22 protein-coding genes, 1 tRNA gene and 1 riboswitch are annotated in these 20,981 nt (G+C 62.8%); of the genes, 13 read left to right on the top strand and 10 right to left on the bottom strand.

Features of this window, described 5'->3' with window-relative positions:
- Positions 1-59: 59 nt before the first annotated feature.
- From tnpA to UP06_RS23800, 4 genes are all read left to right on the top strand, one after another.
- Positions 60-455 carry an IS66-like element accessory protein TnpA gene (gene tnpA, locus UP06_RS23815; protein WP_044999804.1) on the top strand — a complete coding sequence of 132 codons (396 nt, stop codon included), beginning with the start codon at positions 60-62 and terminating at the stop codon, positions 453-455.
- Positions 452-799 carry an IS66 family insertion sequence element accessory protein TnpB gene (gene tnpB, locus UP06_RS23810; protein WP_044999806.1) on the top strand — a complete coding sequence of 116 codons (348 nt, stop codon included), beginning with the start codon at positions 452-454 and terminating at the stop codon, positions 797-799. Before tnpA ends, tnpB begins: the two co-directional genes overlap by 4 nt.
- A gap of 70 nt (positions 800-869) precedes the next feature.
- Positions 870-2,498, top strand: a complete 1,629-nt coding sequence (tnpC, locus tag UP06_RS23805) for an IS66 family transposase (protein WP_044999807.1) — start codon at positions 870-872, stop codon at positions 2,496-2,498.
- A gap of 105 nt (positions 2,499-2,603) precedes the next feature.
- Positions 2,604-3,284 carry a recombinase family protein gene (locus UP06_RS23800; RefSeq protein WP_045006096.1) on the top strand — a complete coding sequence of 227 codons (681 nt, stop codon included), beginning with the start codon at positions 2,604-2,606 and terminating at the stop codon, positions 3,282-3,284.
- Between the two features lie 154 nt (positions 3,285-3,438).
- Here UP06_RS23800 and UP06_RS41005 read toward each other — a convergent pair whose 3' ends face one another.
- Together UP06_RS41005 and UP06_RS23790 are read right to left on the bottom strand one after the other, a co-directional pair.
- Complete coding sequence (locus UP06_RS41005; protein ID WP_156163171.1) at positions 3,439-3,927, bottom strand: hypothetical protein; 489 nt, start codon at positions 3,925-3,927, stop codon at positions 3,439-3,441.
- Between the two features lie 811 nt (positions 3,928-4,738).
- Positions 4,739-5,158: a hypothetical protein gene (locus tag UP06_RS23790; protein WP_045006094.1), complete on the bottom strand. Its 420-nt coding sequence runs from the start codon at positions 5,156-5,158 to the stop codon at positions 4,739-4,741.
- 814 nt (positions 5,159-5,972) lie between these two features.
- Between UP06_RS23790 and UP06_RS23785 the strand changes: the two genes are divergently transcribed.
- Positions 5,973-6,179 (top strand): hypothetical protein, encoded by a 207-nt coding sequence (locus tag UP06_RS23785; protein ID WP_045006093.1) that lies wholly within the window; start codon positions 5,973-5,975, stop codon positions 6,177-6,179.
- Positions 6,166-7,179 (top strand): tyrosine-type recombinase/integrase, encoded by a 1,014-nt coding sequence (locus tag UP06_RS23780; RefSeq protein ID WP_045006092.1) that lies wholly within the window; start codon positions 6,166-6,168, stop codon positions 7,177-7,179. Before UP06_RS23785 ends, UP06_RS23780 begins: the two co-directional genes overlap by 14 nt.
- A gap of 53 nt (positions 7,180-7,232) precedes the next feature.
- Here the strand turns inward: UP06_RS23780 and UP06_RS23775 are convergent.
- Positions 7,233-7,306, bottom strand: a tRNA-Gly gene (locus UP06_RS23775).
- A 176-nt stretch (positions 7,307-7,482) separates the two neighbouring features.
- Between UP06_RS23775 and UP06_RS23770 the strand changes: the two genes are divergently transcribed.
- The 5 genes from UP06_RS23770 to UP06_RS23750 all read left to right on the top strand — a co-directional run bounded on the left by UP06_RS23770 (position 7,483) and on the right by UP06_RS23750 (position 10,419).
- Positions 7,483-8,061: a methylated-DNA--[protein]-cysteine S-methyltransferase gene (locus UP06_RS23770; protein WP_045006091.1), complete on the top strand. Its 579-nt coding sequence runs from the start codon at positions 7,483-7,485 to the stop codon at positions 8,059-8,061.
- Positions 8,062-8,070: 9 nt separating this feature from the next.
- Complete coding sequence (locus tag UP06_RS23765) at positions 8,071-8,910, top strand: helix-turn-helix transcriptional regulator (protein ID WP_045006090.1); 840 nt, start codon at positions 8,071-8,073, stop codon at positions 8,908-8,910.
- A 58-nt stretch (positions 8,911-8,968) separates the two neighbouring features.
- Entirely contained in the window at positions 8,969-9,328 is a 360-nt protein-coding gene (locus tag UP06_RS23760; RefSeq protein WP_045006102.1) for a VOC family protein, read from the top strand.
- Positions 9,329-9,500: 172 nt separating this feature from the next.
- Positions 9,501-9,902: an SRPBCC family protein gene (locus UP06_RS23755; protein ID WP_045006089.1), complete on the top strand. Its 402-nt coding sequence runs from the start codon at positions 9,501-9,503 to the stop codon at positions 9,900-9,902.
- 100 nt (positions 9,903-10,002) lie between these two features.
- A complete protein-coding gene (locus UP06_RS23750) occupies positions 10,003-10,419 on the top strand; it encodes a hypothetical protein (protein WP_045006088.1) in 417 nt (138 codons plus the stop codon).
- 97 nt (positions 10,420-10,516) lie between these two features.
- Here the strand turns inward: UP06_RS23750 and UP06_RS23745 are convergent, their stop codons facing one another.
- The 3 genes from UP06_RS23745 to UP06_RS23735 form a co-directional block, all read right to left on the bottom strand.
- Positions 10,517-11,962: an MATE family efflux transporter gene (locus UP06_RS23745; RefSeq protein WP_045006087.1), complete on the bottom strand. Its 1,446-nt coding sequence runs from the start codon at positions 11,960-11,962 to the stop codon at positions 10,517-10,519.
- Positions 11,963-12,128: 166 nt separating this feature from the next.
- On the bottom strand, positions 12,129-13,181 hold the full coding sequence (locus UP06_RS23740; protein ID WP_045006101.1) for a hypothetical protein: 1,053 nt from the start codon (positions 13,179-13,181) through the stop codon (positions 12,129-12,131).
- Between the two features lie 191 nt (positions 13,182-13,372).
- On the bottom strand, positions 13,373-14,479 hold the full coding sequence (locus UP06_RS23735; protein ID WP_045006086.1) for a 2'-deoxycytidine 5'-triphosphate deaminase: 1,107 nt from the start codon (positions 14,477-14,479) through the stop codon (positions 13,373-13,375).
- Between the two features lie 109 nt (positions 14,480-14,588).
- Positions 14,589-14,668: riboswitch (SAM riboswitch) on the top strand.
- A 68-nt stretch (positions 14,669-14,736) separates the two neighbouring features.
- Here UP06_RS23735 and UP06_RS23730 point away from each other — a divergent pair.
- Positions 14,737-15,933 carry an O-succinylhomoserine sulfhydrylase gene (locus UP06_RS23730; RefSeq protein ID WP_045006085.1) on the top strand — a complete coding sequence of 399 codons (1,197 nt, stop codon included), beginning with the start codon at positions 14,737-14,739 and terminating at the stop codon, positions 15,931-15,933.
- A 116-nt stretch (positions 15,934-16,049) separates the two neighbouring features.
- Here UP06_RS23730 and UP06_RS23725 read toward each other — a convergent pair whose 3' ends face one another.
- The 3 genes from UP06_RS23725 to UP06_RS23715 are packed head-to-tail and all read right to left on the bottom strand — an operon-like array spanning position 16,050 to position 19,099.
- Positions 16,050-17,045: an SGNH/GDSL hydrolase family protein gene (locus tag UP06_RS23725; RefSeq protein WP_045006084.1), complete on the bottom strand. Its 996-nt coding sequence runs from the start codon at positions 17,043-17,045 to the stop codon at positions 16,050-16,052.
- A 12-nt stretch (positions 17,046-17,057) separates the two neighbouring features.
- Entirely contained in the window at positions 17,058-17,828 is a 771-nt protein-coding gene (locus UP06_RS23720) for an SGNH/GDSL hydrolase family protein (RefSeq protein ID WP_045006083.1), read from the bottom strand.
- Positions 17,828-19,099, bottom strand: coding sequence for an OpgC domain-containing protein (locus UP06_RS23715; RefSeq protein ID WP_045006082.1), 1,272 nt, complete (start codon positions 19,097-19,099; stop codon positions 17,828-17,830). Before UP06_RS23715 ends, UP06_RS23720 begins: the two co-directional genes overlap by 1 nt.
- A 196-nt stretch (positions 19,100-19,295) precedes the next feature.
- Between UP06_RS23715 and apaG the strand changes: the two genes are divergently transcribed.
- Positions 19,296-19,688 carry a Co2+/Mg2+ efflux facilitator ApaG/CorD gene (apaG, locus tag UP06_RS23710; protein ID WP_045006100.1) on the top strand — a complete coding sequence of 131 codons (393 nt, stop codon included), beginning with the start codon at positions 19,296-19,298 and terminating at the stop codon, positions 19,686-19,688.
- A 149-nt stretch (positions 19,689-19,837) separates the two neighbouring features.
- On the opposite strand, the gene UP06_RS23705 is transcribed toward apaG, so the two are convergent.
- A complete protein-coding gene (locus UP06_RS23705; protein WP_045006081.1) occupies positions 19,838-20,845 on the bottom strand; it encodes an Hsp33 family molecular chaperone in 1,008 nt (335 codons plus the stop codon).
- Positions 20,846-20,981 lie beyond the last annotated feature (136 nt).

The raw sequence follows: 20,981 nt of genomic DNA, 5'->3' as shown, positions 1-20,981 counted from the left end.
GTCTCCCTCCGGCGAGGGCCGCCTTGTTGGATTAGTCCAATTGGTGCGTAACAGTCCTTATGGACAGCCATAAGCGCAGTACTCAGCTTGAACGGCTTGAGGTGGTCGAGACTGGTCGCCGGCGACGCTGGTCGGATGACGAAAAGCTGCGGATCGTGACCGAAAGCTTTCAAGCGCCGCGCGCGATATCGTCGACAGCAAGACGCCATGGCATATCACGTTCGTTGCTGATGACATGGCGGCGCTCGTTCGGTCCCGAGCCGATCAGCCCTCAAAGCGAGCAATCCGGCTTTGCGCGGGTCGTCCTTGCCGCTGAGGTCGAGCCGGCGGTTGCTGCCACAGCGACGAGCGGGCAGATGGTGATCGTCGTTGGCCGGGATCGTCGGGTGATTGTCGATGCGGGCGTCGATGCGGCCGCCCTGGCGCGGGTGCTGCAGGTTCTGGAGCGTCGATGATCCCAGTCTCTTCGAGCGCACGCATCTGGATTGCGACCGGCTACACTGACATGCGCAAGGGCATGCAGGGTTTGTCATTATTGGTGCAGGAAAGCCTTGGTCGCGATCCGTTCGCCGGAGATGTCTTCGTGTTCCGCGGACGCGGCGGTTCGCTGATCAAGGCCTTGTGGCACGATGGAATTGGATTGTCGCTCTACGCGAAGCGGTTGGACCGTGGCCGTTTTGTCTGGCCGGCGACGGTGGGCGGTGTGGTGGGGCTGAGCGCGGCGCAGATGAGTTATCTGCTGGAGGCGATCGACTGGCGCAATCCGCAGCACACGTGGCGGCCACAGAGCGCAGGATAGGCTCAAAAAAGTTCTGAGGTGCGGAAGAAAAGACGCCTCAAATCGCCTCTTTTGTGATTCCATCGGGGCCATGGGTGACGGCCTTGAATCGCTGCCAGACGACATCGAAACGCTGCAAGCGGCATTGATCGTTGCTCGGGCGGAGGCTGCGGCCGCCCGTGCCCGGCAGTCCGACGACCAGGCGTTGATCGCCCATCTGAAGCTGCAGATCGAGAAACTCAACCGCGACCGCCATGGTCCGCGCTCGGAGCGTACCGCGCGGCTATTGGATCAGCTTGAACTGACGCTGGAGGAGCTGGAGAGTTCGGCGACGGAGGACGAACTCGCCGCCGAAATGGCCGCGGCCAAAACCACGAAGGTGGCGTCGTTCACGCGCAAGCGGCCGTCACGCCAGCCGTTCCCGGAGCATCTACCTCGCGAGCGGGTGATCGTGCCGGGACCTGTGGCGTGCGCCTGCTGTGGCGGCGCGCGGCTGTCCAAGCTCGGCGAGGACATCACCGAGACGCTGGAGGTGATCCCGAAATCCTGGAAAGTGATCCAGCACGTCCGCGAGAAGTTTACTTGCCGTGATTGCGAGAAGATCAGCCAGGCTCCGGCGCCGTTCCATGTGCTTGCCCGCGGCTGGGCGGGGCCAAGCCTGCTGGCGATGGTGCTGTTCGAGAAGTTTGGTCAACATCAGCCGCTGAACCGGCAAGCGGAGCGCTATGCCAAGGAGGGCGTGCCGATCAGTCTGTCGACCCTGGCCGACCAGGTCGGCGGCTGCACCGCGGCGCTGGCACCTTTGTTCAAGCGCCTCGAGGCCTACGTACTGAGCGCCGAGCGATTGCACGGGGACGACACCACGGTTCCGGTCCTGGCCAAAGGCAAGACCGACACCGGCCGGATCTGGGTCTATGTGCGCGACGACAAGCCTTTTGGAGGGCAGGCCCCGCCGGGCGCGGTGTTCTATTACTCGCGCGATCGGGCCGGCGAGCATCCCCAGGCTCACTTGGCCAACTACAGCGGAATCTTCCAGGCCGATGCCTATGGCGGCTATGGCAGGCTTTACGAACCGGGCCGCAACGCAGGTCCGATCCTGGAAGCCGCGTGCTGGGTCCATGCCCGGCGGCCGTTCTTCGTGATGGCTGATCTGGCCGAGAATGCGCGTCGCAAGGCTCAGGGCAAGAGGCCGGCAGTGATCTCGCCGCTGGCGCTGGAAACAGTCCGCCGGATCGACGCCCTGTTCGAGATCGAGCGGACCATCAACGGTCAGAGCGCCGAAAGGCGCCAGGCAGTTCGCCGGGAACTCAGCGCGCCGCTCGTGGCCGATCTGGAAGCCTGGATGCGCACACAACGCGCCAAGCTCTCGCGCAGCAACGATGTCGCCAAGGCCATGGACTACATGCTCAAGCGCTGGAGCGCATTTACCCGCTTCCTCGATGACGGCCGCATCTGCCTGTCCAACAATGCGGCGGAGCGTGGCGTGCGCGGCATCGCTTTAGGTCGGAAGTCGTGGTTGTTCTGCGGCTCGGATCGCGGCGGCGAGCGGGCGGCGGTGATGTACAGCCTGATCGTCACCGCCAAGATGAACGACGTCGATCCGCAAGCCTGGCTCGCCGACGTTCTGGCGCGCATCGCCGAGCATCCCGTCCAAAGGCTCGACGAACTGCTGCCATGGAATTGGCGCTCTGCCATCCGGAACGTTGATCAAGCCGCCTGAGCCGAAAATGACCCGCGCGCGGTCTTCGCCGGATGCTTACGAGAGATTGCGGTCTGTAACGTTTCGTGCATCGACCGTTGCACGATATGTTCCGGAGACCGGCCCGTGAAATCTAACCGATACGTCGCTTACTACCGTGTCAGCACACAGCGCCAGGGGCGATCCGGCCTCGGCCTAGAAGCCCAACGGCAGGCCGTAATTGAGCGCTTAAGCGGCCGAGGCGAACTGATCTCCGAATACACCGAGATCGAAAGCGGGCGACGCACAGACCGCCCAAGGCTTGCGGAAGCGCTTGCAGCCTGCCGTCTCCACCGAGCCACCCTCATCATAGCCAAGCTCGACCGATTGGCTCGAAACGTTGCCTTCGTTTCTAACCTCATGGAGTCCGGGACCGAGTTCGAGGCGGTCGATTTCCCCCAGGCGAACAGGCTCACCATCCATATCCTAGCGGCGGTGGCAGAAAACGAAGCTCAAGCGATATCCCAGCGGACCCAGGCCGCCCTGGCTGCGGCCAAGGCGCGAGGAATTCGGCTCGGTGGTTTTCGGGGCCGTGCAGGAACCTGCAACGATCTTGCAAGGGCACGCACCGTCCGCATTAGCGAGGCGAACCGCCGAGCTTCCGATCTCGCTCCGATGATCCTAGCCATCCGAAACGACGGCGCGACATCTGCCAACAAAATCGCTGCGGCGCTCAACGATCGCGGCATCACAGCACCTCGCGGGGGGCCTTGGTGCGCGGCCCAGGTGAGACGAGTTCTTTCCCGGCCTGCATTGGCACTGATCTAGGCTGAAGTACTGTTAGATGCAGGTCCGTTTTGCCCTCAACAGCAGACGGTGAGCCGATAGTGGGCGCATGTCGGCGTTGGGCCAACAGCCGACGTCTGCGATAGCCTGTCTATTGCGGTCGAGCCATCTCCAATCGGCTTGCGTTCAGCAGACTTCATTCGACGCGATGAGGCGTAATCCCGAGCTTTGCCATCGCCTCGCGCTCAGCCACGCGCGAGCCCTTGGGGTTGCAACCGTCGCCGACTGAGGCATAGCGGCCGTGGTCACCGCGTGGGTTTGACGGCACTCCATTAAGATCGATATCCCAATAGTACGATACGCAAACCCGCTCTTCGGACGGCACCGTGGTGCAAGTTCTTGGAGGGCCGGCATTGCAGAGCATCCGGTCCTGGTAGAAGGAAATCGGCACGCCTTCGCAGCTTACATGCCATTTCCAGAAAGACCTCTCAATCGAGCAGGTATCGGGATGAAGCACGAATGCGGTTGTAAGCTCTGGCAGACCAAGTTCCTTGAGCGATCCAAGCAGGGCTTCCTGACTGGATGGCGCACGGGCCGCTTTAAAGACCACAAAGGCGACACACAGCAGAGCAATCGCGCCCAATACAGGGCGCCAGAAGGGCCTCAGTCTATTCTCATCGGTCATGCAAGCCGCCTCTCGCCGCACACTCTGCTCGAAGCCCTCCTATAGCATCCCGGCTGACATCGTGGTGAACGTCTGCTTCGGGTCAGGGGCCGAAATCCTCAGAGCCCATGCGCGACGTCCGGTCTGGCGCCGTAAGCGGACGACGCCCCCTATGAATTTCACGCTTAATGGTTGGCGTCGCGCGGAAGCAAAACCGTGAAGATGTGCAGCCCCCCCTCTAGGTAACCAGACTTCCTCGGAAAAAATACAAGAATGAGCTCTCGTTTTTCCCGCGATTGATAGCGCGCCGTATGAGACGCATCCAATCGGACGCCCCCATTCCTGTTTCCGGCGTAAACGAGCGTAAGACGAGTCGCTCCAAGGACTTTCGACGGTCAGACGCGGCAAAACTAACAATTCTGACAAGGGCGGATGTGGCCGCTCCCAGCGGAGCCATTTCTCATAGCGCGATGTAAGCCAGCAGCTTGTAAGACAGCAGAAACAGAGTTGCAGGTACCTGCACAAGAGCTTGAACGCAGGACAGTCAAAGCTCGCGGCATCCGTCTGAGCGGCTACCGCGGCAACGATCTCGCAAAGGCACGCGCTGTCCGGATTGGGGCGGCGAACCGCCGAGCTTCCGATCTGGCTCCGATGATCCAAGCCATCCGAAACGACGGAGCGACGTCTGCCGGCAAGATAGCTGCGGCGCTCAACGATCGAGGTATTACAGCGCCTCGCGGGGGAGCATGGTGCGCGGCTCAAGTGAGACGTGCTTTATCGCGAAACTTTCACCGTCGGACTGATCCTGCGGTGCGATCCGACAAGGATCAGGTCATGCATCGGCCCGACTGCGGAAGCCTCGAAGTATCCAAGCTATAGCCAGACCAAGCCCCAACAGTGACAGCGGCGGGACAAGAGTGACCAGCCACGCCTCACGCGCTTTGTCGCCGTCAGTGGTATATTTGGAATCGATCGCAGCTAAAATTTCATCCGTATCCGAGAGAACAGGTGGCTTGAGCTTGGTTGCCTGGGCCTCAAGCTTCAGTGCATCGAACAAGTCCGAAACGAGTTCGCTACGGCTCCTTGAAGTATCAAGTGTCACTTGTCGCCCATTGTTGCCAAGAGAGACTGCGTAGACCGATCCCTTCCAGAGCCACGAATAAGTCGCTGGCTTAAAACCATAGATGCAGGGGCCAATCCACAGCCCCGACAGCACCAACCACACTCTAAAAAAGCCCCGCCCCCAGCTCATACTTCGATCCTATCAGCTAATTGCTTCCGCATCCCGCACGACCAACATCGGGGCGAAAGCACCTATAGACGGCTCCGGTTAGATGATCAGTCACCCAAACCCGAGTATCGCTTTGATAGACGCTGAAAGCGTATAGCGATTGCCGAATAGTCCAATCAGACCGTAGACCGCGATTGCAGCGGCAATCAGCGCTAGGCCGTTAAACACTTGATTCTGCATTGTCCCCCCATTGAGCAGGTCAATGCACCACCGATTTCATCGAAGCGCAAGAGTCGAGAAGATGGGAGAGCACGGCAGCAAAACCGTCACGACGCACAGACCCCCTCCCCCTATGTAGCAAGACCAATTTGCGCGGAAAAATTTTCAAAAAGATTCGAATCTCGCAGAACCTACGGCAGCGGCCAGCGGATATAAGACGCACCTGCACCTCGGAGGCTAGTCGCACGTCCGGCGCAAGACAGTGTAAGACAGATTCTCTTCAAAGGCTCGCTCGAACGAATGCGGGAAAAATTTCGATTTCTGATAGAGCGGTTTAGACACGATCACCAAGGTCCGAAATCACGCATCATCCGCTCTGCTAGCTGTAAGACAGTGACGTAAGACAGACCATCGAACACGAGACAGAAGCTAGTTCGCAATACGAGTTGCAGGTGAGCTTGCAGGCAAGAACAGCGGATTCGAGCAACGCTTGCTGGTCACCTGCAAACTCAGCTCTTCTTAAAAACCTAAGCGATTGAAAGCCCGAAGCGAATTGCCCAGCGTAAGACGCTTTGGATGCTTGCTGCAATTAAGGAGCCGCCCGTAGAACATTTGTATGGCCCGTCGCCCCTGCACATTCAAACAACAGGACCTCAAACGAGCGTTGCAGGCGGTCCGCTCTGCTGGCATTCAAATGCAGCGGGTCGAAATCGACGACTCAGGGAAGTTCATCATTATCTTCGCGACCGAAGGCCCGCAAACGTATGAGGACGAACTCGACCGAGAACTAGCGGAGTTCAGGGCGCGCCATGGTAAGGATTGAACTCAAGGGGATTGCTAAGGTTAAGGCCAAGGGTCGCACGTATTGGTACGCGTGGCGCGGCGGTCCTCGGTTGCGCGGCGAGCCCGGCTCGCCCGAATTCATCGCCTCCTATAACGAGGCAATTGAGCAGCGCCGGACGCCAGACAAAAGCCGCTTCCGGTTCGTGATCGTAGATTACAAGGCCAGCGGAGACTACAAGAAGCTTGCAGAGTCGGCGCGTGCGCAATGGAGCAAGTGGCTCGATCGCATCTCGGACCATTTCGGGGAGCTGCGCACCGCCCACTTCGATCGGCCAGAAAAAATTCGACTTGATATCCTCCGTTGGCGCAACCAATGGGCCAGCACACCACGCACAGCCGACTATGCGCTGCAGGTTCTATCGCGTGTCCTCGCCCACGGCGTAGGAGTTGGCAAGATTGCGCGCAATCCCTGCGAGGGTATCAAATATCTCTACAAGAACAATCGATCCGAGATCATCTGGACTGAGACAGATATCACTCACATCAGGAAAACCTGCTCGGCGGAAATCGCGCACGCTATCGATCTCGCCGGCTACACCGGCCTGCGACTAGGCGATCTGGTGCGGGTGTCATGGTCACACGTTGGCGAGCACGCGATTGTCCTCGCCACGGGCAAGAGCAGACGGCGCCGTGAGGCGATCGTTCCTCTGTACGACGCACTCAAGGATATCCTCGCACGCATCCCCAAGCGCGCGACCACCATCCTAACCAGCAGCCGGCGCAGACCTTGGACTGTCGACGGGTTCGGCAGCTCCTTTAACAAGGCCAAGATTGACGCCGGCATGCAGGATCGGGATCTAAATTTCAACGACCTGCGGGGAACAGCAGCGACAAAATTCTACATCGCAGGATTCGACGAGCGAGAGATCGCCGAAACGATCGCGTGGGAAGAGGAATCGGTCAAGAAGATCATCCGCCGCTACGTTGATCGGACGGCGGCCATCAAGGCCAGGATCAGAAAGTTGGAGGCCAAAGATTGAACAAACACTGCAAAACCGGCGACAAAACCGTCTCGCGAATTTCAGCTAAGTATTGGAGCGGGCGAAGGGAATCGAACCCTCGTATGCAGCTTGGGAAGCTGCCGTTCTACCATTGAACTACGCCCGCGGATGCGCAGTAGCCGACGCCTGCCCTGATTAGCCGAGACGGCGTCCGGCGCCAAGCGCTTTGGCGCGCCCGGCCTGACGCTTGTTAACGTCCTGGTAAGATTCCAGGTGCGCCGGATTGTGGCAGTGTTATGATCTTGTGTCTGGGGAGAAACCTGCACTGAGTGGGGCGTGTGCATGGTGGGGCGTAGCTACGCGATATTCGACACGGCCATAGGCCGGTGCGGCATCGTCTGGAGCAGTTCCGGCGTCGTGGCCGTGCAATTGCCGGAGGCGCGGGAGATCGACACCCGCCGCCGGATTTTCCAGGTCCATCCCGAGGCGCGCGAGCAGCCGCTTCCGCTCAATGCCGAGCTTGCGATCGAGGGCATCGCGGCATTGCTGCAGGGCAGCGATCCCGACTTTTCCGATGTCAGCCTCGATGCCGGCGACGTGCCCGCCTTCAATCGGCGGGTCTACGAATACACCTGCACGATTCCGCGCGGGGAGACCCGTACCTATCTTGAGATCGCCAAGGCATTGGGCGCTTCCGGCGCCGCGCATTCGGTGGCGCAGGCGATCTCGCGAAATCCCTATATGCTCATCGTGCCCTGCCACCGGGTGCTGGAGGCCGGCAGCTATGCCGACCGGATCTCGCCTTATGGCGGGGTGATCTCCAAGCGGCGATTGCTCTCGCTGGAGGGCGCGCATCCCATCGCCAGCAAGACCCTGTTCGAGGTGCTGCTGCCCGTTGCTCCGCCGCGCCCGCCTTCCTAAGTAGGAAGGATGGATGCGACTAGGCTGCTGACGTCACAATCGATAACAGTCTCCGAGTTTCGCTGCGATGCGGGACCGGGCGACGAGCCGTTTGCCGAATGCCGGTTGGGTCATTCGATCGCCTATGTCCGCTCGGGGAGCTTTGGCTGCCATTGCCGCGCCGGCTTCTTCGAATTGGTGGCGGGCTCGCTGCTGGTCGGCGCGCCCGGCGACGAATACACCTGCACGCATGAGCATGTCAGCGGCGACGTCTGCCTGTCGTTCTTCTTCAGCGAGGATCTCGTCGATGCCCTGGGCGGGCGCCGCGAGCTCTGGCAGGTCGGCGCAACGCCGCCGCTGCCCGAGCTGATGGTGCTGGGCGAGCTCGCGCAAGCGGCAGCAGATGGCAACAGCGATCTCGGCCTCGACGAGGTCGGCCAGATTTTTGCCGGCCGCTTTGTCGATGTGGCCTCGGGCAAGCCGCGCAAGCGGGCCGCGCCCACCGCACGCGATCGCCGCCGCGCGGTCGAGGGCGCATTATGGATCGACGAGAATTCGCCTGCCGAGATCGACCTCGAACAGGCCGCGCGGCAGGCGGACCTGAGCCCGTTCCATTTCCTGCGGCTGTTCTCGAATGTGCTCGGCGTCACCCCGCATCAATATCTGGTGCGCTCGCGGCTGCGGCATGCGGCGCGCCTGCTCGCTGACGACGACATCGCGGTCACCGACATCGCCTACGACGTTGGCTTCGGCGACCTCTCCAACTTCGTCCGCACGTTTCATCGCGCCGCCGGCGTGTCGCCGACGAAGTTCCGGCAAGCCTCAAAGGGCAAGCGCAAGATTCTCCAAGAGCATCTCACCCTCAACTGACTAGGTTCGTCTCCGGCGCGCGCCACCACACAGGCGCGCATTGCAAATGGAGACGATCATGTACGACCACATCGGACTGCGTGTTGCCGACCTCGACGCCGCCACGCGCTTTTACACCGCGGCGCTGGCGCCGCTCGGCTACGTCCTGTGCTCGAGCGGCGACGGCTATGCCGGCTTCGGACCGAAGGATGCGCCGGCGCTCTGGCTGCATCTGAACAAGGGACGGAAGGCCGACGGCGCGCACATCGCTTTTCGCGCCGGGGACCATGACGCGGTCAAGGCGTTCCACAGCGAAGGCCTGAAGAGCGGCGGCCGCGACAATGGTGGCGCAGGGCCGCGCAAGGATTACAGCCCGACCTATTACGCGGCGTTTTTGATCGATCCCGATGGCAACAATGTCGAAGCGGTTTGTGCGTGAGGCTCGCCACGCGCGCGAATTCGTAGGGTGGGCAAAGCGACTTGTCCGCCGTAGCTCGGAGAGCGAAGGCGGAAGCGTGCCCACCAATCGCACGCGACGATGCCGATGAATGGTGGGCACGGCGCTTTGCGCCTTTGCCCACCCTACTCACTCAATCAAGGACACTTCCTCCATGGCCTCCATACACAACGACGTTCCCCTCAACACACCCGCGGACAAAGTCTGGGACGCGGTGCGTGACTTCGGCGCGCTGCACGAGCGGCTGGCGCCGGGCTTCGTCACCGCCTGCACGCGCGACGGCGATGCGCGCATCGTTACCTTTGCGAACGGCTCGGTGGCGCGCGAGGTGCTGGTCGATTGCGACGATGCGCGGCAGCGGCTGGTCTATGCGATCAACAGCGAGCGGCTGAAGCACTACAGCGCCTCGGTGCAGGTGATTGCCGAGAGCGAGGCAAGCTGCCGCCTGGTCTGGATCATCGACATGCTGCCGAACGAGCTTGCGCCCTATGTGCAGGGGCAGACCAAGGAGGCTGTGATCGCCATGCACAAGGCATTTCCGCCGGCCGCTACGTGATCTTTCTCACAGAGTACTGCCCTCATCGGCCGTAACCATGCCGGCGTGCGTCCCGTTGGCTCTGCCCTCCCGGCTGAGCCACGCACGCGAGGAGCATGCCATGAGAGGTGCAGCAAAGTTGATCTGCCAGGCAGCCGCCGTGCTGCTGCTGTTTTCGGTCGCGAGCACGCCGGCGAAGGCGCAGTTTCTCGGCGGCGGCGGCGGAGGTGCCGGCGGCGGGGACATGATGACCCAGATGGCGCCGATGCTGGAGATGATGAAGGCGAAGATGGGCAAGCGCCGCTTCGCCGCGCTGATCCAGACCATGGGCCCCATGATGGAGAACGGCGGTGGCGGCCTCGGTGGCATGATGGGTGGCGGCGGCCTTGGCGGCACGATGGGCGGCATGGGCGGCGGAGACATGATGAGCATGCTCAGCAGCCCCGCGGCCGGCCAGATGATGGCGATGCTCCCGCAAATGATGAGCATGGCCAATTTCGGCGGCGGAGGCGGCCATCGCCGCCACAAGCATCACTAGAGCGTTTTCGAGCGAAGTGGATACCGGTTCGCGTAAAGAAAACGCGTCAAAACAAGAATCTAGAGCCCCGTTCCGATTCGATCGGAACGGAAGGGCTCTAGTCAGCGGCTGCCGACAAGACCGGCCTGATCGACGGTTTGCTTTCGCGCGGACCCCAGCGCGTCAGCACCACGCTGGAGCATGACAGCAGCCCGAGCAAGACCATCGAGCTGGCGGCGAGCCAGAAGAAGTTTTGCGCGGTGGCGTCATGCGTCGACAGCCACCAGCCGGTCGTCGCGATGTAGGCGAGCCGCGCGGTCTGCGCCAGCACAGGGCCAATCACCTTGGCTGCGCCTTGCGATGAGAAGTACATCGTCGAGGCCAGGCCGATGAAGGCGTAGAATGGTGCGACCGTCGACAGATATTGATGGCTGGTCGCGCGCACCGTGGCGCTGTCGGTAAAAATGTTGACCCAGAGGTCGGGGAACAGCGCGACGAGGCAAGCGGGCGCGCCGACCGCGACGAATGCAGACGCGCCTGCGATCCAGGCGATGCGCCGGGCGCGCGCGATACGGCCGGCACCGACCGCCATGCCGATCATCGGCACCGAGGCGATGCCGAACGAGAACGCGATCGAGGTCAGCAAAAATTCCAGCCGCGCGCCGATGCCGTAGCCGGCGAGGATCGCGGTGCCGAATTTTGCCAGCATGTGGGTGAAGATCGAGATCGTCAGCACCGATTGCAGCGGCGAGAAGCAGGCGATGGCGCCGACCTTCAGGATATCGAAGAACATCGCCCACTGAATGCGAAGTCCGCGCAGCTTCGGCACCACACGCGCGCGGCCAGAGAACAGATACCAGCCCATCACGCAGATATTCATGGAATAGGCGATCAGCGAGCCGGCCGCGACACCGCGCATGCCGAATTGCGGCACGGGCCCGAGCCCCAGACCCAGCGTGCCGCCAAGCACGACCTGCCAGACCGCGGAATTGAGGATCAACAGCGACGGCAGCTTCATGTTGCCGGTGCCGCGCAACACGCCCGCCATGGTGTTGAGCAGCCAGGGCAGCACCGCGCCGCCGAAAAATACCTGCGTGTAGGCGACCGCATGCGCCAGCACATTGCCGCGACCGCCGAGCATCTCGAGCACCTTGGGTCCGAAGATCAGCATGCCCAGCATGAAGACGACGCCGAAGGTGATGCCGATCAGCAGCGCATGTGCCGCGAGCGTGCCGGCGCGTTCGCGATCGCCGGCGCCGAGCGCACGTGCGATGGAGGAGGCCACCGCGCCGCCCATGGCGCCGCCCGACATCGTCATGGTCAGGATCACTGTCGGAAACACCAGCGCCATCGCGGCCAGCGCTTCCACGCCGAGACGTCCGATATACGAGGTCTCCGCGATCACCACGCAGGTGCCGGCCGACAGCGCGACCACATTGGGCCAGGCGAGGCCAAGCAGCGTGCGCAGGATCGGTCCGTCGGTCAGCGCGCTCCTCAGGGGGCGCAGAAGCGGCGGCAACGGACGTTCTTGCTCATCGACCGGGATTTCGGCGATGTCGGACATTTCCTCTCCCGGGCACGAGCGCCATTTGCGGCGCGGCAATGAGTAAGTGTGCCAATAAATTTGTTCGCGCACAGGGCGCAGCGAGGGCTTGTTAGCACGGCGCGCAGCGATTCCTCCTGCGCCACGTGCAGGCGTGCCCTGCGGCAGCGCATTTCAAGTGGTGGAATTACCCGATGGTCCAGACCATCGGCGAACGGCCGCCTGCCGTCGGGCGCAGGTGCACACCGATATGCCGCCCGCATCCCGCAGCGAGGCCCTCGAACAATCCCTCCAGCACCTTGGCGCAGGCGCGGTGATAGTCGGCGACGTCGTCCATCAGCTTCCAACTCTGCTGGCGGAGTTCGAACGTACCTTCGGATTGTGTCGCCTCGGCCGCATCGTCCTGCGCGGCGAACAGCGCGTTGAGGAACGACGCAAACTCGCTCGCACCGCCGCGGCTCATCGACAGCGCGGCCGCGACCTCGTCAAAGTATTGCATGCCGATCAGCTTGCCGGTGAGATGCAGCAGATAGCCGGCATCTTCAGGCCCGAACAATTGCACCATCACGGGCGCGGCGGTGCGCACATATTCCATCGCGTAGTTGCGATAGGCTTTTTCCAACCGCGGTTTTGGCCAGCTCGACACAGGCAATGCCGGGGCCGTCTTCGCATCGAACAGCGGCGCGTCCAGATGCCGCGCGAAGACGAGGCGTTGGTCCAGCTCGAGCGGCAGGTCGTACTGATGGTAATAGCCTTCGAGCCCGTCCTGGCCGTCGACGCTCTGCTTGGTGCAGACGAAGCCGAGCCTGAGATCGCCGAGCGCGACACCATTGTTGGCGTGCCAGCCGCGCAGCATCGCGCGCGAGACCTCGCCGGGCACGCCGCAGATCGCGGTGCCCTTCCAGATCCAGCGCGGCGGCGGATAGCGGATCCAGGCCTTGGTGTCGCTCTCATACATGTACTCGACATGCACGCCGCCGATCCAGTTGGAGAGATAGTGATATTGCGCAGCCGCGACGGCGGGCGGCAGATGGCTGAGCCCGAGCTTCTCGAGCCCTGGCAGAAAACGCTCTTGCTGCTGACGGCGAAACACGCGGAAGGCGAACTCGGCCGCATCCGCCGTGCCGCGCCGCGTGACGACGGTGAGGATGAGGCCCGTGAAGTAAGCGTGGTAGAGGTCAGCGACCGCGCGCCACCGTTTCCATTGGGCATCCTGCGCGGAGTCAGCTGCGGCGGTCATGTTCGCTCCCGGCTTGTTGTTTTGCGGGAGTGTGTCATCGCGAATGGAGCGGCGCAACCAGCCACACATTGGCTGTCATCGCCCGGCGAAGACCGGGCGATCCAGTATCCCAGAGGCGGTTGTGATTGAGCCGAGAGGCCGCGGCGTACTGGATTTCCCGCCTGCGCGGGGAATGACAGTGGAGGATGCGGCTACACCCGGAAATGCTTGCTCAGCTTCAGGCCCTGCGCCTGATAGTTCGAGCCGATGCGCTGGCCGTACATGGCGTCGGGACGCGCCAGCATCTTCTCGTAAACGAGGCGGCCGACGATCTGGCCGTGCTCGAGGATGAAGGGCACTTCGCGCGAGCGCACTTCGAGCACGGCGCGCGAGCCCTGCCCGCCGGCACCGGCATAGCCGAAGCCGGGATCGAAGAAGCCGGCATAATGCACGCGGAATTCGCCGACCAGCGGATCGAACGGCACCATCTCCGCGGCGTAGTCGGGCGGCACCTGCACGGCCTCTTTCGAGGCAAGGATATAAAACTCGCCGGGATCGAGGATCAGGCTGCCGTCGGGACGTGCGGAGATCGGCTCCCAGAAGTCTTGCACCGAATAGCCCGAGCGACGATCGACGTCGATGACACCGGTGTGGCGCTTGGCGCGGTAGCCGACAAAGCCAGACCCCTTCTCGCCGGAAAGATCGACGGAGACGGCGACGCCGCCGGAGAGATCGGCATCGTCGATATCGACGAGCCGCTCGGACGCGTGCAACGCGTCGAGCTCGTCGGCATTGAGGATGGCGTCGCCGGTGCGGAAGCGCACCTGCGACAGCCGCGAACCTTCACTGACCAGTACCGGAAATGTCTTCGGGCTGATCTCGGCATAAAGCGGGCCGTGATATCCTGCGCCGATCATGTCGAAACGACGCGTGCCGTCGGCGATCACGCGGGTGAAGACGTCGAGCCGGCCGGTCGAGCTCTTCGGGTTTGCGGCCGCAACGATCTCCGGCGGCAGCGCCAGGCTTTCCAGCAGCGGCACGATGTAGACGCAGTTGGTCTCCAGCACCGCGCCGTCACTGAGGCTGAACTCATGCAGCTTCAATTCGTCGATGCGCTCGGCGACGGTGGCACCGGGGCCGGGCAGGAAGCTCGCGCGCACGCGATAGGCGATGTCGCCGAGGCGAAGGTCGAGGCTCGCGGGCTGGATCTGGCTCTCGACGAAGTCGTAGGCAGGCAGGATGAGGCCCGCCTCCGCCATCGCCGCGATCATGCGGTCGGGCAGGATACCATTGGCGTCGGCGGCGACCGTGAACGTCAAACTTGGGTCCTCGTCAGGGGGCAAATGTATCCGGACATGCGGAAAATACAGCCTTTTACGGCTATCCGATGGACGCCTTGACGAAAAGGGCATTGCGGAATATGAGCATGACTTATCCCGTGGTGATTTGAGCCGGCCGGCTTGCAGCCACGTTAAATAAGTCGCTAAACAGGCCGGGGACCTCTGTGATCCCGGCCCGTGGAGATATCCAGGCCGGTTTTTTTGTGACCATTTTCGATGGTCACGCAGGAGGTCCTATGTCGAAGTCCCCGGCGTCCACCGCCCACTACCGCCCCGAAACCCGTCTGGTCCATTCCGGCACCCTGCGCTCGCAATTTGGCGAGACGTCGGAGGCGCTGTTCCTGACCCAGGGCTATGTCTACAACAGCGCCGAGGAGTGCGAGGCGCGGTTCAAGGGCGAGGACCCCGGCTTCATCTATTCGCGCTACTCCAACCCAACCATCGCGATGTTCGAGCGCCGCATGATCGAGCTCGAAGGCGCCGAAGCCGCCCGCTCGGCCGCGACCGGCATGGCCGCGGTGACGACCGCGATCCTCGCGCCGCTGAAAGCCGGCGATCACGTGGTGGCGTCCCGTGCGCTGTTCGGCTCGTGCCTTTACGTCATTCAGGACCTGCTGCCGCGCTACGGCATCGAGACCACGCTGGTCGACGGCTTCGATCTCGACCAGTGGCAGCGCGCGCTGAAGCCGAACACCAAGACATTCTTCCTGGAGAGCCCGACCAACCCGACGCTCGACGTGCTCGACATTCCCGCGATTGCCGAGATCGCGCATAGCGGCGGCGCGCGGCTCGTCGTCGACAATGTGTTCGCGACGCCGATCTGGCAGAGCCCGCTCGCGCTCGGCGCCGACGTCGTGGTTTATTCCGCGACCAAGCACATCGACGGCCAGGGCCGTTGTCTCGGCGGCATCATCCTGTCGTCGGAAGCCTTCATCGCGGAGCACATCCACAATTTCATGCGCCAGACCGGCCCGTCGATCTCGCCGTTCAACGCCTGGGTTTTGCTCAAGGGCCTGGAGACGCTCGGCGTGCGCGTGCGCGCGCAGACCGAGACCGCGGCGCGCATCGCCGACGCGCTGGCGAGCCATCCAAAAGTTTCGCGGCTGATCTACCCCGGCCGCGCCGATCATCCGCAGGCAGCTCTCGTGAAGAAGCAGATGCGCGGCGGCTCGACGCTGGTCGGCTTCGAAGTGAAGGGCGGCAAGCAGGGCGCGTTCCGCGTGCTCAACGAGCTCAAGCTCGCGAAGATCTCGAATAATCTCGGCGACGCCAAGAGCCTGGTGACGCATCCGGCCACGACGACGCATCAGCGCCTGAAGCCCGAGGATCGCGCAGCGCTCGGCATCAGCGAGGGATTCATCCGCTTCTCGGCGGGGCTCGAGCATGCCGATGATCTGATCGAGGATCTGACTGCGGCGCTGGAGAAGGCGTGAGGTTGCGACACGCTCGAAATCGTAGGGTGGGCGAAGCGAAGCGTGCCCACCATTCACGATCTCGATGTCGATAGATGGTGGGCACGGCGCTCTGCGCCTTTGCCCACCCTACGACATCACATCGGCCGATAGGTCCGCACGTCCGCGGGCACGTTCACGCCGAGCTTGATCTGGCCGACGGAGCGGATGATGTCGTCGCCGAGGAGTTGGGCGAAGCAGGCATAGCCCCAATCGTTCATGTGCAGGCCGTCGGCGATGACGAAGCTCTCGACCGGGATCGCCTGCTTCTCGTGCCAGTCGCGCATCACCTCGAAGCGCGGGAAGATGCCGACATGACGGAGCTCGGCGACCTTGCCGAGCAGCTTCACCATCTTGCTGGCGCTTTCGGCGCGCTGCGTCACCTGCGGCGAATATTGCGGATCGACCAGCACAACGTCGGCGCCGCCGGCGGCCTGGATGCGCGAGATACCGTCCTCGACCATTTTGGCGGTATCGCCGGGATCGAGGTTGCGCAGCACGGCATTGGTGCCGACCTGCCAGATCACGAGATCCGGATGCACGTCGATCACCTCGTTCTGGAGACGCTTCATCATCTCGGGCGCGTCCTCGCCGCCGACGCCGGCATTGATGACAGTAATGCTGGCGGTCGGATATTGCCGGCGCAGCTGCGCGGCGAGACGGTTCGGATAGTTGAAGTCAGGCGAGCTCGCGCCATAACCTGCGGTCGACGACGAGCCGAACGCGACGATCAAGACGGGCTGGCCGGCGACGAGCTTGTTCGCGACATGCGGCAGCGAGCCCATCGCTTTCGCGCCGCCCTTCGGCGACAGGCAAGGCACGCGGCTAAAAATGTCGCCCGCGGATTTCGCGACCTGCTTCACCTTGTCGATGGCGCGCGTCGTGAGGCCACGCTGCTCGGCGGGCGGATGGGTGGCCGCAACGGTGGTCTGGGACGGCGAGGATGCAGGAGCGGGATCAGCCGTCTGTGTGGGCGCGGGCGATGCCTGCGCGGTTTGTGCGTAAGCGGGTACCTGCGGCGCCAACATCAGCAGCGCCGCCGCTGCGAACGCAGCCAGCCATGCCGTCAGGCAAAAAGGGCGGAGAGAACTCATTAACGCTAGACCTCAATTTTGCTGCTGGGCCGGGCCCAGATGGGCAGCGTCGATCACAAACTGTGCCAACGCGCGGCCAAGGCAATCATGGACCTGTTTCGCCAGTTCAGGGCCGCGGGACGGGCTGAACAGGTCGAACTGACCCTGATCATTCCATTGCCGCATGATCGCGAAACGGTCGAACAGCGGGACATCATGCTCCTGCGCCACCACCCGCATATTGTCGAGATAAGGCGGCGCCGAGATCATGGTTTCGGTACGCGGGCTGTATTGCAAATTCATCAAGACGACGTCAGCCCCTGCATTTTGCAACGCAGCAACCCCATCGGTCACCGCGCCGCGAAAATCGTCGGGATCGATGGATCGGATAGCATCCACTGTCCCGGTCTGCCAGATGACCAAAGTAGGTGTTTTTGCTTCCATCAGCTTAACGAAGGTGGTGGCGGCCTCCTCCGCGGTTTTCTTGCTCTGTATTTCTACGGAGACGTGCACCGCCTCCGCAGGTGGCAGCTTTTCCTTCAAAATTGCCTGCATCCGCGCCGGATAGGAAGCCTCCTCCGAGGCTGGAATGGTCGTTGAACGGCTGCCGACGACCAGGATTTCAAGTGGTTTGCCGGCCTTGACGGCATCGGCGACCTTGTGGAGCTGGCTTTCGGTGGTGAGCAGATAGGACGGCAATTCGCAGGCTGCGGGGGCCGCAGGCGCAGTATCGCCCGCGCGCGCCGGGGGCGCGGCGAGGTTACCGCACAGCAGGATCAGGCTCAGGAGAACCTTCGCCTTCATCAGCCCCCTCCCGCCATATCGGCGCTGCCGACGGCGTTTTTGGTTTGCGAACCGCTCTTGTCAGCCACCCGCTTATACCACGAAATCACCCAGGCTACGGCCCACATGATCAGGATTCCGGAGAGACTAATCAGCGCATGCATGCCCGGGCCGCCCGAGACCTCGGCCAGGATGAAATGGCCGGCGAAGGCCAGGAAAACGCCGAGGCAGAAGATCTCGAGGGAATGCTGGCCGCACAGGATCAGCGGCCGCAGCAAGGGCGATTTCAGGCCCGGCCAGTCCCGCGGCAGGAAGCGCACGGTGAGCGCGGCCAGCGCCAGGAAATGCGTGAAGCGCAGCACGTCCAGGTCGGTCTTGTCGATCGGATACATCCATTGCTCGAGTAGCTTCGGCATGAGATGGCCGAGTTGCGGCACGTACCAGGTCAGCGTCACGTAGAACGCCGCGACCAGATAGGCGATCGATATCCACATCGTCACGGGCGACACCAGAATGCGCGACATGCGTCGCGCACCCCCGAGCGCGCACCATGCCCCAAACACGAAAAGCAATTGCCAGGCCAGAGGATTGAACGCCCAGAAGCCGTTCGGATAGGCGGACAGATACAGATCGTATTCCCAGGTGACGGCGTAGAGCAGGACCGAGAAGCCGAGCGTGACGTCCGGCTTCCACTTCATCGACCACAGGATCAAGGGCAGCGCCAGCATCAGCACGATGTAGAGCGGCAGCACGTCCATGTTGACGGGACGAAAGCGCAGCAGCAGCGCCTGCACGATGGTGACGTCTGGCTGCTTGAGGAAATCCATGATGCCCATCTCTTCGGTGTAGAGCGGGTTCTCGAAGCTGGTGGCGACGTAGGAGATCTCGGCGAGGAATATCGTGAACAGGAAGACGTGGGCGACATAGATCTGCCAGACCCGGCGCAGGATGCGCGCGGTGGCGATGACGACGCCGGACTCCAGCATCGCGCGGCCATAGACGAAGGCGGCGGTGTAGCCGGAGATGAAGATGAAGATCTCGGTGGCGTCGCTGAAGCCGTAATTGCGGATCGTGAACCAGGTCAGGAGATTCGGCGGCAGATGGTCGATGAAGATCAGCCACAGCGCCAGGCCGCGGAACAGATCGAGCCGGAGCTCACGCTCGCCGATGACGGGCAGCGTGATGGCCGGCGCGGCCGTGCGCGGCCTTGCGTCCACGGGCTTGGCATCCACAGGTTTTGCACCCGCGGTTCCCGCGATCGTCGATCCCGTCACTTGATCGGCAATGGTCATCGGGGCCCAAAAACCCTTCCGCAAATCGCGATGTTTGAGGAGTGTAGCGGTCCAGTCGCCGCCTCGCAAAGCGGCCGGATCACATCAGGGTGTATTTCCCTGGAGGTGTCCTTCCCTGTCAATTCTGGCGGGACGATGTCGCGAAAGCCGCCTGCGGCGTTTGGTTCCCGGCCGGGATTTCGTTATGATGGCAACCATGTACCGCGCCGTGACCCGCCAGATCGAAGTGACCGTCGAGCCGAACTTTGTTCCGGAGCAGTCGTCGGCCGACCGCTCGCGCTATTTCTGGTCCTACACCATCGTCATCACCAATTCCGGCGACGAGACCGTGCAGCTCAAGACGCGGCACTGGATCGTCACCGACGCCACCGGCCGGCAACAGGAGACCAAGGGCGAGGGGGTGGTCGGCGAGCAGCCGACGCTCGCCCCCGGCGAGCGCTTCGAATACACCTCCGGCGTCCCGCTCTCGACCGCGTCGGGCTTCATGACCGGCCGCTACCAGATGGTCAGCGAAAGCGGCGAACGTTTCGAGATCGACGTGCCGACGTTCTCGCTGGATAGCCCGGATAATAAGAGGGTGTTGAACTAGCCTGGCTGTCATTCCCCGCGAAGGCGGGGAATCCAGTACGCCGCGGCCTATCAGCTCGATCACTGCCGTCTCGGAGTACTGGATCGCCCGATCAAGTCGGGCGATGACACCGAGTGCGTGGCGCGCAATGACGGAGGATAGACAGGCGTCTACGCGTCTTCCACGCCCGCTTCTTGCGGTGTGAATCCGTACACCGAGCTACAGAACTCGCAGGTCACCACGACCTTGTCGTCCTTGACCATCGCGGCGCGGTCGTCGGGCGAGAAGCTCTGCAGCATGGCGGCAACGGCATCGCGCGAGCAGGAGCATTGCGCTTTCAGGGCCAGCGGATTGAACACGCGCACGCCGCGTTCGTGGAACAGGCGATAGAGCAGCCGCTCGCCGGACAGGTCGGGATCGATCAGCTCGACGTCCTCGACCGTCTCGATCAGCGAGCGTGCCTCGACCCAGGCATCGTCCTCGGCGACTGCGTGCACTTCCACGCCCTCAGGCGCATCGCCGGGATGCAGGTCGGCCTGCCGCGCGCGCTCCGGCGCCTTCGGCAGAAACTGCATCAGCATGCCGCCGGCGCGCCAGCGATGCTTGCCGCCGTCGCTCGAGCGCCATTCCTCGCCGACCGCGAGGCGGACGCGCGTCGGGATCTGCTCGGAGCGCAGGAAATATTCGTGGGCGGCGTCTTCCAGGCTGCCGCCGTCGAGCGCAACCAGGCCCTGATAGCGGCTCATGTCAGGACCCTGGTCGATGGTCATGGCGAGATGGCCGTGGCCGAGCAGCGTGCCGGAATCCTTGGCATCACCGAGGCGCGACGCGTCGTAGCGGGCATAGGCGCGCAAGCGATCCGGCGCATTGTAGTCCACCACCAGGAACGACACCGGACCGTCGGTCTGGGCCTGGAGGATGAAGCGGCCCTCGAATTTCAGCGCCGAGCCGAGCAGCGTCGTCAACACGATGGCCTCGCCGAGCAGCTTGCCGACCGGCGCGGGATAATCGTGCCGGGTCAGGATCTCGTCGAGCGCCGGGCCAAGCCGCACCAGCCGCCCGCGCACATCGAGCGCGTCGACCTCGTAAGGCAGCACGGCGTCATCGATCGGAATCGCCGATGGCGCGCGAACCGGGCCCTCGAGCCCGGTATTCATGTCAGGGGATTGGGAAACCATGGCGCATTATCTGGGGTCGGAGGGTAAAAATGGAAGGGGGGTGCGGGGTGGGATGTTCCGTCTATTGGATTGCATGCAGGTACGACAAACTCGGTGTCGTCCTGGCGAAAGCCAGGACCCATAACCCCAGGGAGAA

Source organism: Bradyrhizobium sp. LTSP857 (assembly GCF_000938285.1).
GTDB lineage: Bacteria > Pseudomonadota > Alphaproteobacteria > Rhizobiales > Xanthobacteraceae > Bradyrhizobium.
The sequence above is the reverse complement of the archived record's forward strand: the minus strand, read 5'-3'. Positions and strand labels throughout refer to the sequence as shown.

Bases quoted from the DNA above. Each gene is read 5' to 3' on its own strand.
- tnpC (WP_044999807.1), top strand. From the start codon at position 870: ATGGGTGACGGCCTTGAATCGCTGCCAGACGACATCGAAACGCTGCAA.
- apaG (WP_045006100.1), top strand. From the start codon at position 19,296: ATGTACCGCGCCGTGACCCGCCAGATCGAAGTGACCGTCGAGCCGAAC.
- UP06_RS23765 (WP_045006090.1), top strand. From the start codon at position 8,071: ATGGATGCGACTAGGCTGCTGACGTCACAATCGATAACAGTCTCCGAG.
- UP06_RS23705 (WP_045006081.1), bottom strand. From the start codon at position 20,845: ATGGTTTCCCAATCCCCTGACATGAATACCGGGCTCGAGGGCCCGGTT.
- UP06_RS23720 (WP_045006083.1), bottom strand. From the start codon at position 17,828: ATGAAGGCGAAGGTTCTCCTGAGCCTGATCCTGCTGTGCGGTAACCTC.
- UP06_RS23780 (WP_045006092.1), top strand. From the start codon at position 6,166: ATGGTAAGGATTGAACTCAAGGGGATTGCTAAGGTTAAGGCCAAGGGT.
- UP06_RS23725 (WP_045006084.1), bottom strand. From the start codon at position 17,045: ATGAGTTCTCTCCGCCCTTTTTGCCTGACGGCATGGCTGGCTGCGTTC.
- UP06_RS23730 (WP_045006085.1), top strand. From the start codon at position 14,737: ATGTCGAAGTCCCCGGCGTCCACCGCCCACTACCGCCCCGAAACCCGT.
- tnpA (WP_044999804.1), top strand. From the start codon at position 60: ATGGACAGCCATAAGCGCAGTACTCAGCTTGAACGGCTTGAGGTGGTC.
- UP06_RS23755 (WP_045006089.1), top strand. From the start codon at position 9,501: ATGGCCTCCATACACAACGACGTTCCCCTCAACACACCCGCGGACAAA.
- tnpB (WP_044999806.1), top strand. From the start codon at position 452: ATGATCCCAGTCTCTTCGAGCGCACGCATCTGGATTGCGACCGGCTAC.
- UP06_RS23745 (WP_045006087.1), bottom strand. From the start codon at position 11,962: ATGTCCGACATCGCCGAAATCCCGGTCGATGAGCAAGAACGTCCGTTG.
- UP06_RS23785 (WP_045006093.1), top strand. From the start codon at position 5,973: ATGGCCCGTCGCCCCTGCACATTCAAACAACAGGACCTCAAACGAGCG.
- UP06_RS23790 (WP_045006094.1), bottom strand. From the start codon at position 5,158: ATGAGCTGGGGGCGGGGCTTTTTTAGAGTGTGGTTGGTGCTGTCGGGG.
- UP06_RS23715 (WP_045006082.1), bottom strand. From the start codon at position 19,099: ATGACCATTGCCGATCAAGTGACGGGATCGACGATCGCGGGAACCGCG.
- UP06_RS23770 (WP_045006091.1), top strand. From the start codon at position 7,483: ATGGTGGGGCGTAGCTACGCGATATTCGACACGGCCATAGGCCGGTGC.
- UP06_RS23750 (WP_045006088.1), top strand. From the start codon at position 10,003: ATGAGAGGTGCAGCAAAGTTGATCTGCCAGGCAGCCGCCGTGCTGCTG.
- UP06_RS41005 (WP_156163171.1), bottom strand. From the start codon at position 3,927: ATGACCGATGAGAATAGACTGAGGCCCTTCTGGCGCCCTGTATTGGGC.
- UP06_RS23740 (WP_045006101.1), bottom strand. From the start codon at position 13,181: ATGACCGCCGCAGCTGACTCCGCGCAGGATGCCCAATGGAAACGGTGG.
- UP06_RS23760 (WP_045006102.1), top strand. From the start codon at position 8,969: ATGTACGACCACATCGGACTGCGTGTTGCCGACCTCGACGCCGCCACG.